This window comes from Bacillus sp. FJAT-28004 (assembly GCF_001280845.1).
GTDB lineage: Bacteria > Bacillota > Bacilli > Paenibacillales > Paenibacillaceae > Pristimantibacillus.
In genome coordinates this window covers 15,219-28,345 of record NZ_LGHP01000003.1, presented here as the reverse complement: position 1 = coordinate 28,345, position 13,127 = coordinate 15,219, and the positions used below count along the sequence as shown (strand labels likewise).

At 46.7% G+C, this 13,127-nt stretch carries 14 protein-coding genes; 3 read left to right on the top strand and 11 right to left on the bottom strand.

The window, feature by feature from the left end; translation table 11 throughout:
* Positions 1 to 73: 73 nt before the first annotated feature.
* The 4 genes from AC787_RS27900 to AC787_RS27885 all read right to left on the bottom strand — a co-directional run bounded on the left by AC787_RS27900 (position 74) and on the right by AC787_RS27885 (position 5,455).
* Positions 74 to 1,141, bottom strand: a complete 1,068-nt coding sequence (locus AC787_RS27900; protein WP_054028251.1) for an undecaprenyldiphospho-muramoylpentapeptide beta-N-acetylglucosaminyltransferase — start codon at positions 1,139 to 1,141, stop codon at positions 74 to 76.
* A gap of 158 nt (positions 1,142 to 1,299) precedes the next feature.
* A complete protein-coding gene (locus tag AC787_RS27895) occupies positions 1,300 to 2,886 on the bottom strand; it encodes a peptide chain release factor 3 (protein WP_054028250.1) in 1,587 nt (528 codons plus the stop codon).
* A gap of 39 nt (positions 2,887 to 2,925) precedes the next feature.
* Complete coding sequence (gene zwf, locus AC787_RS27890; protein ID WP_054028249.1) at positions 2,926 to 4,482, bottom strand: glucose-6-phosphate dehydrogenase; 1,557 nt, start codon at positions 4,480 to 4,482, stop codon at positions 2,926 to 2,928.
* A 139-nt stretch (positions 4,483 to 4,621) separates the two neighbouring features.
* Positions 4,622 to 5,455, bottom strand: a complete 834-nt coding sequence (locus AC787_RS27885; RefSeq protein ID WP_054028248.1) for a YwmB family TATA-box binding protein — start codon at positions 5,453 to 5,455, stop codon at positions 4,622 to 4,624.
* A gap of 179 nt (positions 5,456 to 5,634) precedes the next feature.
* Between AC787_RS27885 and AC787_RS27880 the strand changes: the two genes are divergently transcribed.
* Both AC787_RS27880 and AC787_RS27875 read left to right on the top strand, forming a co-directional pair.
* The gene (locus tag AC787_RS27880; protein WP_054028247.1) at positions 5,635 to 6,003 is read left to right on the top strand and encodes a hypothetical protein; all 369 of its coding nucleotides are present in this window, start codon (positions 5,635 to 5,637) and stop codon (positions 6,001 to 6,003) included.
* Positions 6,004 to 6,142: 139 nt separating this feature from the next.
* The gene (locus AC787_RS27875; RefSeq protein ID WP_054028246.1) at positions 6,143 to 6,850 is read left to right on the top strand and encodes a hypothetical protein; all 708 of its coding nucleotides are present in this window, start codon (positions 6,143 to 6,145) and stop codon (positions 6,848 to 6,850) included.
* 77 nt (positions 6,851 to 6,927) lie between these two features.
* On the opposite strand, the gene glp is transcribed toward AC787_RS27875, so the two are convergent.
* A complete protein-coding gene (gene glp / locus AC787_RS27870) occupies positions 6,928 to 8,283 on the bottom strand; it encodes a gephyrin-like molybdotransferase Glp (protein WP_235561144.1) in 1,356 nt (451 codons plus the stop codon).
* Between the two features lie 121 nt (positions 8,284 to 8,404).
* Here glp and mobB point away from each other — a divergent pair, with 121 nt between their 5' ends.
* Positions 8,405 to 8,896 (top strand): molybdopterin-guanine dinucleotide biosynthesis protein B, encoded by a 492-nt coding sequence (gene mobB, locus AC787_RS27865; RefSeq protein WP_054028245.1) that lies wholly within the window; start codon positions 8,405 to 8,407, stop codon positions 8,894 to 8,896.
* An 8-nt stretch (positions 8,897 to 8,904) separates the two neighbouring features.
* On the opposite strand, the gene AC787_RS27860 is transcribed toward mobB, so the two are convergent.
* The 6 genes from AC787_RS27860 to AC787_RS27835 all read right to left on the bottom strand — a co-directional run bounded on the left by AC787_RS27860 (position 8,905) and on the right by AC787_RS27835 (position 12,964).
* Positions 8,905 to 9,555 (bottom strand): response regulator transcription factor, encoded by a 651-nt coding sequence (locus tag AC787_RS27860; RefSeq protein ID WP_054028617.1) that lies wholly within the window; start codon positions 9,553 to 9,555, stop codon positions 8,905 to 8,907.
* A gap of 80 nt (positions 9,556 to 9,635) precedes the next feature.
* A complete protein-coding gene (locus tag AC787_RS27855; protein WP_054028244.1) occupies positions 9,636 to 10,622 on the bottom strand; it encodes a sensor histidine kinase in 987 nt (328 codons plus the stop codon).
* A 107-nt stretch (positions 10,623 to 10,729) separates the two neighbouring features.
* On the bottom strand, positions 10,730 to 11,437 hold the full coding sequence (locus AC787_RS27850; protein WP_054028243.1) for a PspA/IM30 family protein: 708 nt from the start codon (positions 11,435 to 11,437) through the stop codon (positions 10,730 to 10,732).
* A 1-nt stretch (position 11,438) separates the two neighbouring features.
* Entirely contained in the window at positions 11,439 to 11,918 is a 480-nt protein-coding gene (locus AC787_RS27845) for a PspC domain-containing protein (protein WP_054028242.1), read from the bottom strand.
* On the bottom strand, positions 11,906 to 12,592 hold the full coding sequence (locus tag AC787_RS27840) for a PspA/IM30 family protein (RefSeq protein WP_054028241.1): 687 nt from the start codon (positions 12,590 to 12,592) through the stop codon (positions 11,906 to 11,908). The genes AC787_RS27845 and AC787_RS27840 overlap by 13 nt, the downstream gene beginning before the upstream one ends.
* Before the next feature lie 75 nt (positions 12,593 to 12,667).
* The gene (locus AC787_RS27835; protein ID WP_054028240.1) at positions 12,668 to 12,964 is read right to left on the bottom strand and encodes a LiaF transmembrane domain-containing protein; all 297 of its coding nucleotides are present in this window, start codon (positions 12,962 to 12,964) and stop codon (positions 12,668 to 12,670) included.
* Positions 12,965 to 13,127 lie beyond the last annotated feature (163 nt).

Genomic DNA, 13,127 nt, shown 5'->3' with positions numbered 1-13,127 from the left:
ACAAAAAAAACGATCCAGAACGATTACATCAGCGTTCTAGATCGTTTATTCTCATTGGTCGCTTACACTCTAACTATTTCTTAGCAATTTCATTTATCCACTCAAAAACAGCAGACAACGCATTTGCTTCCTCACTCATATTCATCCGATCGATATAGGATATTCGGTTTTGATACAAATTCTCGACGCTCTCAATCAATGTGCTAGCCGTCAATTTCTCTTCGTACAATACGTCGGCATAACCTGATTTCTCGAAAGACTGTGCATTTAAAATTTGGTCGCCTCGACTCTGTTCCCGCGTGAGCGGAATAAGCAGCATTGGCTTCTTTAAGGATAAAAATTCAAATATGGAATTAGAGCCTGCACGGGAAATAACAAGATCCGTCATCGCCAACACATCTGGCAATTGTTCATTCACAAAGTCGAATTGCTTATAGCCAGGTATAACAATCGACGGATCAACTTGATTTTTGCCGCATAGATGAACGATTTGAAAGTTTTTGGTGAGGCTAGTTAATGACTGCCTGACCGTCTGATTAATTTTGCGCGCACCCAAACTTCCTCCCATGATTAGAATGACAGGTTTACTTCTTGTAAACCCACAGAACGTTCTGCCTCGATCCGCGTTCCCCTGCTTGACTTCCTCACGTATAACGGCCCCTACATGCCTGCTTTTGTCAGCCTTCAGCATGCTGCCCGTTTCCGGGAAAGTCGTACATACACCCGTTGCAAAAGGAATCGATAGCCGATTGGCAAGACCTGGCGTCAAATCTGATTCATGAATAAGCAGTGGCACCTTATTTAACCAAGCACCAATGACGACAGGTACGGAAACAAATCCACCTTTGGAGAAGATGACGTTGGGTTTATTTTTCTTGATGAGACGATAAGCCTGATAAAGACCTTTTACTACCTTAAAAGGGTCCTTAATGTTCTGAATATCCATGTACCTTCTCAGCTTTCCCGTCGATATCGGAAAATACTTGACTTGCGGAATCGTTGCGATAAGCTGCCGTTCAATACCGCTCTCCGATCCGATATATTGGACTGACCAACCCTCTTCCAAAAAATGCGGGATCAAGGCCATATTAACGGTAACGTGTCCGGCTGAGCCTCCCCCGGTGAACATGATTGTTTTCATGAATGACTAGCCACCTATCGTTTTTTATCCATTTATTATACGGTTAAAGAATCGTTTTAGCACTGAAATTCAGATAGACGGACATAAAAAGCATCCTCAGCCGCAAGCGCTGCTGCGCGACTGGCCGAGGATGCTTTAACTTGCCTATCTCCCTACCCTTAAGGCGCGGTTTCCAGAAACTTAGACGTTGGATTCTTATCTACTGCCGTACGCATCGCATATTCGTTCTCGAACAAGACGACATAGTTGCCCTTCTTGTCCTTCACGAGCGTCGTATTGATACGGAATTTGCTAGGGTCGATTTTATCATCGACGATCCAGCGTGCAAATTGGAACTGCAACCGGTGCAGCTGAATATCTACACCGTACTCTGCCTTCATCCGATGCTCAAATACCTCAAATTGCAAATGACCGACAACCCCTAGAATCGTCTCGTCGAAGTTGCCCGTAGAGTGGAACACCTGAATGGTGCCTTCCTCTGTCAGTTGGTCAATGCCTTTTTGGTACTGCTTATGCTTCAGTGCATTTTTAACGGTCACTTTAGCAAAAATTTCAGGGGAGAACGTCGGCAGCTCGTCGAACACGACTTCCCCGCCTTGTGACAATGAATCGCCGATTCGGAAAATACCTGGATCGAACAAGCCAATAATATCGCCTGGATACGCTGTATCAACGATATCACGATCTTGCGCTAGAAACTGCTGCGGCTGCGCAAGCTTAATGTCCTTACCATTACGAACGTGGCGAACACTCATTCCGCGTTCGAATTTACCGGAGCAAATCCGAAGGAAAGCAATCCGGTCACGATGCGCCGGGTTCATATTCGCTTGAATTTTGAAAACATATCCCGTAAATTTCTCATTCGTCGGATCAACCTGACCAGTCGTGCTGTTGCGCGAAGTAGGTTTAGGAGCCAGCTGAAGGAAGTTTTCTAGAAACGTTTGCACGCCGAAGTTGTTAACCGCACTTCCGAAGAAAAGAGGCGTCAGTTCGCCTGCTTGCACTTTCTCGAAGTCAAATTGATCACCAGCGACATCCAGCAGCTCAAGATCGCCAATAAGCTGATCTGTTAAATAATCTCCGGCCATCTCACGAATCACAGGATCATTATAATCGCTAACGGGACGAACTTCTATCGTGGAATGGTCATTTCCTTGGAACAGCTCGACCTGTGTTTTCATTCGGTCATAAACACCGCAAAGCTCGCGTCCCATACCAATTGGCCAGTTCATAGGTACAGCACGAATGCCAAGGACACGCTCAAGCTCTTCCATTAATTCAAATGGACTTTGCCCTTCACGGTCTAGCTTATTAATAAAAGTAAAAATCGGAATGCCGCGTTTACGGCAAACTTGGAACAGCTTGATCGTTTGTGCCTCCACACCTTTGGCAACGTCAATAAGCATGACGGCGCTATCGGCAGCTGTAAGCGTACGATACGTGTCCTCACTGAAATCTTGGTGACCAGGTGTATCAAGAATGTTGACGCGATGTCCCAAATAATCGAACTGCATAACGCTGGACGTTACCGAGATACCACGTTGTTTCTCAATCTCCATCCAGTCGGATGTTGCATGACGGCTCGCTTTGCGCGCCTTGACTGACCCTGCAAGCCGAATGGCCCCTCCGAATAGGAGGAGCTTCTCAGTGAGGGTGGTTTTTCCTGCATCAGGGTGAGAGATAATCGCGAATGTTCGGCGCTTTTCTACTTCCTGTTTAATTTCTTCACTTAACGATTGGCTCATGCTTGTCTTCCCTTCATTACGTAAGGTATGCGGCAGCGCTTATTTTCCGCTGTTCGAAACCCAAATGACGTTATCTTCCTCTTGACCGTTAACCGGCCACCATTGGAAACCATCTTCTTTAAGCATATCATCCGCCGCTTCTGGACCCCATGATCCAGCTGGATATAGCTTCAAATCGCTTTTTTCCTCGCGCCAAGCTTGTGCGATGCGATCTACGAACGCCCACGCCCTAGAAACCTCATCCCAACGCGTGAAGTAAGTGGAATCGCCGCGTGCTGCATCATGAATGAGGCGCTCATAAGCTTCAGGCGTATTTAAGCCGATTTGGCAGCTTTGGCAAAATTCCATTGCTACCGGTTGTACAGAATTGTTTTGGCCAGGAGTTTTTGCGTTTACTTTAATATATATGCCCTCAAGCGGGTTTACGCGAATGACGAGTAGATTCGGCGCCAAATCATGACGCTGTGCAAATAGGACGTTTTGCGGCATCGATTTAAACTCAATTACGACTTCCGTCGTTTTTACAGGTAGACGTTTGCCCGTTCTAATATAGAAAGGCACGCCAGCCCAGCGGAAGTTGTCGACTAATACTTTTGCAGCAAAATAAGTTTCAGTCGTTGAGTCCTCACCAACAGAGTCCTCTTGGCGGTAGCCCGTAAGCTCTTTGCCATGATGGCTGCCTTCGCTGTATTGACCGCGAACGACATGCGAGCGAACTTCATCACTGGACGTATAGTTGCGCAGTGAACGAAGCACCTTTACCTTCTCGTCACGAATATCTTCTCCGTGCAAGCGGCTTGGCGGCTCCATAGCAATCATCGTAAGCATTTGCAGCATATGGTTTTGACCCATGTCGCGCAAAGCTCCCGATTTGTCGTAATAGCCTCCACGATCCTCTACTCCAACCGTTTCGGATAATGTGATTTGAACGTTCGCAATATGGTTATTATTCCACAAAGGTTCAAAAAATGCATTGGCAAAACGAATAACTTGAATGTTTTGAACCATTTCTTTACCAAGGTAATGGTCGATGCGATAAATTTCTTCTTCCTTAAACACTTGGTTTATCTGCTCATTAAGCTTCTGTGCGGACGGTAGATCGTAACCAAAAGGCTTCTCAATTACGACGCGATGCCAGCCGTTAGACTCAAGCAAGCCACCGTCGCGTAGATTGAAGGATACAGGTCCGAAGAGTGATGGCGCAAGGGCTAGATAAAAGAGGCGATTACCTGGAATATTGAATTTCACGTCGAGCTGCTCAGACAGTTTGCTAAGCTCGCGGAAGCCTTCCACATCGTTAATGTCTAACGACATATAGACGAAGTGCTCTGCAAAACGATTCCAAAGTTCAGCATCGTCCGCTTTGTAACGGCAAAATTCTACAATGGATTCATAAAGGTCCGAACGAAATTGTTCATTCGTACGAGGACGTCTTGCTAGACCAACGACGGCAAAGTTTTCTGTGAGTTTGCCTTCTTTATATAAACTGAAAAGGGCTGGAAACAGCTTGCGCCGAGCCAAATCGCCCGTTGCACCGAAGAGGTAGTATACAGCACCTTCTGCGGAGACGGAATCAAGATTATTAGTATATGTCATTTGCCTCATTCTTTCCCTATGTATTTTAATACAGCTTTACATGATATGTAGTTTAGCATATTCATCTTTAATTCGCTATTCAACATGTCATAAAAAATACTGATAAGATGCGTTACTAATTCTAATCATAGTAAAACAGCTACTGGCTTTCGATTGTATTGGCGCTGTATTCACCCGTAATGACAGGCACTCCGATCGTCAACGATGTTTGATCAGAATTTGTCTCTTTATGTAGAGCGATTTGAAAATTTGCTGTTTTTCCATTTTCAACCATTATGGCTGATTGCAGCATACGTGTATAAAACATATCGCTGATCGTGCCTTTGTCTTCATAATGGTCTACTGATTTAGCATCTGATAGCCTAACCAGACGCTGGATTGCTTGACTATTATCCGTATAACCTTGAACCTTCATACTGCTTGTAAACGCAGGGGAAATGCGGGCGATCTGCGCCGATACGTCTGCTGTCACTTGAAGCAGCCTATTTTTTTTTGTCATTTCAGATGGGCTTGTTTCAAACAAAACCATAATCTGCTCACCATGACTGTCTGCCTGCGTGAGACTTATGGACAGTTGCCCGCCGTAGGATGGGATAACACCTGTGATCGTTTTACCCTCGTTCTGTACAAGCATACTGCTAGCATTCCCCTGCTCAGCTGAAAAAAACAGCTTATTAAGTTCCTCCATGGCCCCTTCCTTGCCCGTCACATTCCATCTAATCGACCACTGCGCTCCCTCGGAGCTGCTCTTCATCTGGTCATCGCTCCATAACCACAACGCCGCCAAATCATGCTGAAGCAGTTGTTCAGCTGAAGTCGCTTCCTTCGGTTCCCTGTCCGCCTGCCACATCGCCCACACTGCACATATCAAAATCACGAGAAACGCAAGCATGATACCCGTTTTCGTTTGTTTGGCGCGCTGCTTTGCTGACATACGATGGCGAGCAGGGGGTGTATTTTTCGGAATATACATTATTATTCACTCCTGTCCTCTTCCAAATGGGTAAACATCCATACACGTTTGCCTGTAGGTGAATACACTGGTTGCAGGAATGATGGAATGAATGCTTTGAGTCTGGTTTCTCATCGCAAAATGCAAGTACTACGCACTCATGCTTTATTCCCAATAAACTTTGGAGGTGTCATCAGCAAATGGAACGCATTTATCCATTGCACGAAGAAGTCGTCAGTCGTTTTTGCGGGTATCCAGTATGCGTGATTATGAATGACGGTATGCGTCATGTTGGCATACTTAGCTCCTGTGAAAACGGCAGATTGCATTTAAACGCAGGTCCAGGGGGTTCAGAAGCCTCTTTGACAAACGTAGAGCCGCAAGTTTCAAAAAACAAAAAGGGCGGTAAAGGTAAAAAAGGGACGGTTCATAAATCCACTTCAACACAGGTTCAAACCCAAGCCTATCCTTATGATCCTTACTATTATGGAGAGGATTCTTACTATCCATGGGGCGGAGCGTTCTTTCTTGATTTGGCTGCTATCGCATTCTTATTTCTATTGCTGTAAATGGCTAAGCGGCGAGCTCAGCGGAGATGCGCCGCTTTCTTATTTTATAAGTCCTAATGACAGATTCCGCCAGTCTTTTTGATTACCGTATAGTATGCTGACGCTGCAAGCATCAATCGAGTTAGAAAGGAGTATACTTATGAGCTCATCCATACGTTCCATTCGAGGCATTGAACGATCCTATGCGTTCTCCACCGTACAAGCAGTGAGTCCATATGCTTATTATCCTTATCGTGACGGAGAGGCTCAGCAGGCCCCAGATTATAACAAGCGTTTGACACGTGATTTCCAGCAAGCCGCAAACAGTGCTGCATCCTGGCTATATAAAGCTAAACAAGCGCAGTCTGACATCGACCAACTAAGTAGGCAACTAAGCAGCGAATTGTACACTGACAAGCCTATAGCCGAAAGCTTATATCGTCTGACTACTATGCTCAATCAGTTGGAGGATCATTACAAAGAACATACCGATGATTTAAGGCCCGAGTTATGGGAAACAATCGAGCTCGCTTTGAGGCATCCTGCAGCCGAGGAGGTCGGGCTGCGCCGCAGCACACGTGACGGCAAGTGGATGACGGATTCTACATATTTAATGAAATCAGAAATTAATGAGCGCACAGTGCAAAAGCTGACGGACTCTTCCAAGCGAATGCAACGGCTTATGCTTGGATCAGAAGGCATGCTTAATGGCTTGAAATATGCGCTTACCTATGCTGAGCAGCAAAAGGCTGTTGATCTGCTGCAGTCTCCATTAACATCGACCCTTCCTTATGCCGCTTACTATAGCTCTATGCAAACCTACACGCCAATTCCATATGTTGGACTAATTCTAAATCGGTTCCTTTAAGTGATATATTCGGCTCAACACCAGCTATATCCTCCCAATTACTATTAATAAAACCTTTTTTTGTTTCAAAAGCTGATTTATCGGATGAGGATAACCTCAATAATTTCGCCCGCTTCCGCTCCCTTTGAGCCTGACGGAATAACTGCTAATCCTTCTGCATCCGCAATTGAAGCCATCATACTCGACTTGGAGTAGGCTAACGGGTCTGCAAGCAATCTGCCATCTTGCTCGCTAATAAGTTTTGTACGCACAAAACGATCATGGGGACTTGGCTTATTAACGGCTGTCAGCAGCTTAGCTTTTACTTTCCGGGGCAAAACCTCCTTAGCTCCCTGCATACGCAGCAGCGATGGCCGAACGAATAATTCAAACCCGACAAAACATGCTCCCGGATTACCCGATAAAGCAAACAGCAGCTTGCCATCAAACATAGCTGCTGACGTCGGACTGCCCGGTCTCATTGCAACTCGGTCGAAGAGTACTCGGTTTTCCACTTCTCTATTGGATGCATCATTGTTCTTCATCGATCGAATGATGTCGGACATGACATCATAGTCGCCTACGGATACACCGCCTGTCGTGACAATCAGATCCACATCATCCCACACGCTCGCAAATGCAGCCTCAACTGCATCAGGCTTGTCTTGTAATATGCCGCACATTATCGCTACTCCGCCGCTCTGCTCCACCATAGCAGCGACCATAAAGCTATTGCTGTCGCGGATCTGACCCGCCGCCAGCGGAGCTTCAACCGCCAGCAATTCGCTGCCGGTCGCGAATATCGCTACGCGCGGGCGCTTGCATACCGCCACCTCGGCATAGCCGAAGGTGGCTAGCAGCGCAATATGTCCCGGTCGCACAAGCGTCCCGGGACAAGCCAAAACGCTCCCCAGGCGAAACTCCTCGCCTTGGGGCGCGATGTGCTGGCCGGCAACGCCGGCGTGCTTGATCAGCACCGCCGGCGAGCCATCCGCCAGCATAGCTTCCGCGGTCTGCTCAAGCATGACGACCGCGTCAGCCCCTATAGGCACAGCCGCGCCGGTCATAATGCGCACGGCAGTGCCATTCTGCACGGTTGCTAGGGCGAGTTCGCCCGCTGCAACCGAATCAACCACGCGCAGCGTCGCCGGCGTATCTGGCGACGCTGCCGCAATATCTGCCGCGCGCACGGCATAGCCGTCGAGGCCCGAGCGCGCGAAGGGCGGCCAATCGCTTGTCGCAGCTATCGTCTGCGCCAGCCTCCGGCCGCTGCTAGCTCGCAGCGGCACAAGCTCGCTGCCGAGGACAAGCCCCTCCGCAGCAGCAAGCACCCGCTGCTGCGCTTCCCCAACCTTGACAGCCTGCCGATTGAACCGGCCCATCTGTTTCCTCTCGCTCGCCTCACTGCTATCAGACACACTCATCCTCTGGCTCGCCTTACTGCTATCAGACATATCCATCCTCCGCTCGTATCACCGCCGAAAATAACGTTCAGCAGCTTATTCAGCATTCATTTTACAATGTATGTTAAACTAATGGCAATTACAGACATCAAGACTCAAAAAGGAGAACCCCATGCAATTGATTGTTCAAATCGTTGGATACAAAAATACCGGCAAAACCACAATGGTTTGCCGGCTAATAGAACGTTTCAAACAAGCGGGATATAAAGTTGGGACGATCAAGCGTGACGCACATGATTTTCATATCGATACGCCTGGTACGGATACGTGGAGGCACCAAGAGGCTGGCGCTGATATAACGGCCATTACTTCCTCAAAACGTACAGCAATCATGAAGCAGCATACGGAACCGCTTCATCTGCTCCTTGCACAAATGTCTGAAGCCCAAGTTGTTCTAATTGAAGGATTCAAAGATGCCTCATATCCAAAAATCATTTTGATAAAGTCGGCGGTTGATTCCGAACTGTTGCAAAGTGTAACGAGCCCTCTTGCAGCGGCGGTTTGGCCTGATGTCATAATAGATCACTCATCTATTCCAGCAATAGATGTGAATGATATTGATCAGCTATATCAAAAAATATTATCGATATCCGCTACGCCATAGCCGTTCCGTTATTCTGCAATTCCTTGTCTATGAGCATATATGGCAGCTTGCGTACGATCATCCACATCAAGCTTGTTAAAAATGTTCGTAATATGAAATTTCACCGTTTTTACACCGATGAACAGCTCGTCTGCTATTTCTTGATTGGAGCGTCCCTGCGCAACCCGCTTCAACACATCCATCTCGCGCTCAGTCAGCTCATCATGCAGCGGAGCTTGCTCCTGCTGCTTTGGCTGCCGGAAGCGATTCATCATTTTGGCTGCTACCTGAGACTCCAGTACCGATTGCCCACGGGCAGCGGCACGTATCGCATCGGCGATTTCAGTGGCTCGTGACGTTTTCAACAAATAACTGAATGCGCCGGCTTCAATAACCGGGTAAAGCTTGCTATCATCCAAATAGCTCGTTAACACAATAACCTTGCATTCAGGGTACAGCTCCAGCAGCTTGGCTGTCGTCTCGACACCATCCATACCATCCATGACTAAATCCATAAGTACAACGTCTGGTTTGTACGCCTGTGCTAATCGTATGCCGTCCATGCCGTTGCTCGCTTCACCGACAACCTCAATTCCATCCTCGGTATCAAGCACCGCTGCAAGTCCGATGCGCACCATTTCATGATCATCTACAAGCAGAACCTTTATCGGTCGACTCAATTGCTGAGTTGCTTCCACACCTTACACCGCCCTCATTTTTTCGTAAAGCCCATCTTTATATCTAATTATATTACATTCTCTCATGAAACATCAGTAGGTACCCAAATTTGAATGATTGTCCCCTCACCAGGCCTCGAAATCATCTGCAAGGAGCCGCCAATCTCAATAACCCGCTCTTCCATGGTGAGCAGTCCATAAGACGTTTGCTTCTTCGCCTCAAGATCGAACCCAACGCCGCTGTCCTGCAAGCTCAAGTGTACTTGATTGCCGATTCGAATCAATTTGATATCCATGCTTTCCGCTTTGGAGTGTCTGAGCGTATTCGATAATGCCTCCTGCGCAATGCGGAACAAATGATCCTCAGCGTTAGGAGGAAGCAGTATTGTATCATCAACCTCAAGCGTAATCTTCATCGGTACTTTCTGCTTCAGCTCATCCACTAGAACAGTAAGCGCCTGCCCCAGATTTTTTCCGTCCAAGTGGACGGGCCGAAGATGTAGCAGCAGCGCGCGCATTTCTGATTGAGCAACAGCAGCCATTTCTTCGATAAGCTGCACTTGACGTTTCGCTCGCTCCCAATCGCGTTCAATGGTTCGGCTAACAGCAGTCGCTGTCATCGATATGGCAAATAACTGCTGGCTTACTGCATCGTGCAGCTCACGCGCGAGTCGTTGTCGTTCTTCAATTACTGCTGTGAATTTGACCTTCTTCGCCCAGTTAGGATCAACCTGCTCTTGTTCCGAAATTTCGTTTTCCGTCGTCTCCCCATTGCTTAGCGTAACCGTAAATCGACGTTTTTTTTGCTGCTCTGTCAGCCGCTTCAGCGATTCCTTTAGCTTGGAGTTTTGCAAATATCCGTTTAAAGTAGCAGCCGCTAAACCTGCTCCAACGAAAGCTAGTCCGATAATTGCCCATTTCCCTTGAAGCGTAAAGAGATCAACATATCCGATTCCTTGCAAAATGATAACAACCAAACTGATAATGATAAGCAGCCACAATATTGTTTCCGTTACAAGTCGCTTGCGGGCCGCATGATTCGGATGGTCGCTCTTATTGCCTTGCTCCATACGGCTCACTTCCTTCTCTTCACTATTTTAACCTGCATCAGTTTTCAACAAAAAACATATGAAAGAGCAGACCGTAAAACGGTCCGCTTCCTTCATAGCCTATGATCTTATTCCTCAGTCGGAGCCTTCGTTAATGAAGTTGTTGGGTTTAGCTTGTTTTTGAGCGCTTGCAGCTGCTCATCAACTTTATTTTTTTTCTCAGCATCTGCTGCATTAAAGCTGTTCGAAGAGCTGTTATAGGAGTAAGGCGTGCGCAGAACATCTGCTTCAGCCTCAAGCTGCATAATTTTTTCTTCCATCCGGTAGAAGCCGCGTGATGCAGAGCCGCTATCAATCGTGTTGTTTGTAGTCAATTGCGCCATTTGCTTTTGAGCTTTTGCTACTTGTGCACGGGAAGCAAGCTCATTGCGCTTGTTGCGCAGCTGGTAGAACTCTTCCTTCATTGCGTGCAGCTGCTGCATCAATTCCTCAGCCTGCGTTTTCGATTGTGCGTGCAAATCGATATATTCCGTTACCTTTTGGTCAAAATAAAGCTTCTCTTCTAGCAGCTTGCGAGTATGTTCTTCCTGTCCAGCTCTTAGAGCCGCTTCTGCTTTTGATTCACGATCTGCCGCGCTGCGTACCGTTTCTTCCAAACGTTGCTTCATCCGGCGCTCATTAGCCATTTGTTTAGCTACAGTAACCTCAGCTTGATGAATTTCGGACTCCATGTCACGCAAGTATTGATTTAACATAATAATCGGATCTTCAATTTTGTCCAATGCCTCATTTACCGATGCCTTTGTCATGTCTTTCATGCGTTTGAAAATTCCCATATTAAAAATCCCCCTTCTCGTATTTAGCAATTTTGGCTTTCAATTCTTCAATTTCACGACGTAGTGCTTTTTTCTCCAAATCATCCATCATACTATCGAACTGAGACGATGTCGTAGGCTGCGATGAAGGTGCTGGTGCACTCCAAGAGCCTGGTGCTTGCGGCGGGTTTTTGTAAGGACCACCGAAAGACGAATTTGTATGCTGATCAAATCCTGGGTTGTAGCCTCCGCCATAACCGTTTCCGTTACCGTTACCAAAGCCGTTTGGACCAAAGCCTGAGTAGATCGGCGGTTCCTTAGGAACAACCATGCCTGCAATAATATAGATCAGAATAACAAGCCCGCTTGTGAAAATCGTAACGACTATAAGTAGAATCCGCAGCAGAGTCGCATCTACATTTAACATTTCTGCTAATCCACCGCAAAGACCGAATATTTTTTTATCGCGAGAAGATCGATATAGTTTTTTCAAGACGACCATCCCTCTTTCTCAAGCTTTCGCTTCAGCTGCTCAAGCTCTCGTTCTATAACGGATTGCAATGTGTTGCCCGCTTCCGATACGAATTCTTGACCCATTTTGCGAATGTCGCGCAAGCTTTTTGCTTCATGCTCCATTCCGCTTATGCGATCCTCCAGCTTTCTAAAAACAGCACCCGATTGAATACCTTGATCACCGAAGCCGCTCGTATATCGGCTGTTCATTCGTTGTTGTAGCCTTAGTGATTCCATACGAGCTGCATAATATTCACGCTTGTCATATACCGATTGGTATTCACTGCGCATCTCGCGCAGCTGATCTTCAAGATCAAGCGTGTTTTGCCGGCTTTGCTCGAATAGCTCACGGTATTGAATGGAGCGCTCTTCGCAGCTAGCCTTCTCATGCAAAGCGATTCTTGCCATTTGCTCCTCGCCTGCCTTCAGAGCCGTCAACGCTTGATTTTCACGACGTTCCTTCTGCTCTTCGGCTTGCAGCCATTGGGCTTTCAGGTGATTGCTATGTCCAGCATATTGCTGATACAGCTTCTCAGCTTGTATAATATCTTCTCTTGTCGACCAGAGGAATTGATCAATCAACCGTACTGGATCCTCTGACTTCTCAAGCCGTTCATTTAATGTTGCGACAGTAATATCGCGAACTCGCTTCATAATACTCATTCAATGTCCTCCTTAACGTTTTGCGGTGCAAAACCAGCTTCATCTATCCGTGCCTTTTATAATGATTCGCAGCAATTAAAATGCTCTGCGTTTGTCTTTCTTAAAGAGGCTCACACCAGCAACGATTAAGCCGATTGCCAGAAGCAGCAAGATGATACCGCCAAGTTTACCGAAAATAATCATGCCACCGATTGCGATAAGTATTCCACCAATCCATTTCTTGTTGTTCGTCCAACCGACAATACCCAATCCGATTAGTATGAACGGGAGCAAAAATCCGAATATTGCACCGAAATGAACTCCGACAAAATTAAGTACCGCGATACTGCCGACGATAACCAGCAACACGCCCAAAGCGCTTTTTCCATTCATCTTCATTTCCAACTCCTTTCGACTTTCAGAATTTTTTACTTTTCTTTTCTTGCCTTACGAGTGTTGCTCTTGCTTATGTACTTAGTTTAGATCAATTTATCCTTTTATAAAACGGACTTTCGGCGGTTTTCTCACTAGACTTAGGTCGAGTGGGCAGCCCGCC

What these genes read in the sequence shown, in the direction of transcription:
- AC787_RS27900 (WP_054028251.1), bottom strand. Translation starts at nt 1,141, where the DNA reads ATGAAAACAATCATGTTCACCGGGGGAGGCTCAGCCGGACACGTTACC.
- AC787_RS27895 (WP_054028250.1), bottom strand. Translation starts at nt 2,886, where the DNA reads ATGAGCCAATCGTTAAGTGAAGAAATTAAACAGGAAGTAGAAAAGCGC.
- zwf (WP_054028249.1), bottom strand. Translation starts at nt 4,482, where the DNA reads ATGACATATACTAATAATCTTGATTCCGTCTCCGCAGAAGGTGCTGTA.
- AC787_RS27885 (WP_054028248.1), bottom strand. Translation starts at nt 5,455, where the DNA reads ATGTATATTCCGAAAAATACACCCCCTGCTCGCCATCGTATGTCAGCA.
- AC787_RS27880 (WP_054028247.1), top strand. Translation starts at nt 5,635, where the DNA reads ATGGAACGCATTTATCCATTGCACGAAGAAGTCGTCAGTCGTTTTTGC.
- AC787_RS27875 (WP_054028246.1), top strand. Translation starts at nt 6,143, where the DNA reads ATGAGCTCATCCATACGTTCCATTCGAGGCATTGAACGATCCTATGCG.
- glp (WP_235561144.1), bottom strand. Translation starts at nt 8,283, where the DNA reads ATGTCTGATAGCAGTAAGGCGAGCCAGAGGATGAGTGTGTCTGATAGC.
- mobB (WP_054028245.1), top strand. Translation starts at nt 8,405, where the DNA reads ATGCAATTGATTGTTCAAATCGTTGGATACAAAAATACCGGCAAAACC.
- AC787_RS27855 (WP_054028244.1), bottom strand. Translation starts at nt 10,622, where the DNA reads ATGGAGCAAGGCAATAAGAGCGACCATCCGAATCATGCGGCCCGCAAG.
- AC787_RS27850 (WP_054028243.1), bottom strand. Translation starts at nt 11,437, where the DNA reads ATGGGAATTTTCAAACGCATGAAAGACATGACAAAGGCATCGGTAAAT.
- AC787_RS27845 (WP_054028242.1), bottom strand. Translation starts at nt 11,918, where the DNA reads ATGGTCGTCTTGAAAAAACTATATCGATCTTCTCGCGATAAAAAAATA.
- AC787_RS27840 (WP_054028241.1), bottom strand. Translation starts at nt 12,592, where the DNA reads ATGAGTATTATGAAGCGAGTTCGCGATATTACTGTCGCAACATTAAAT.
- AC787_RS27835 (WP_054028240.1), bottom strand. Translation starts at nt 12,964, where the DNA reads ATGAATGGAAAAAGCGCTTTGGGCGTGTTGCTGGTTATCGTCGGCAGT.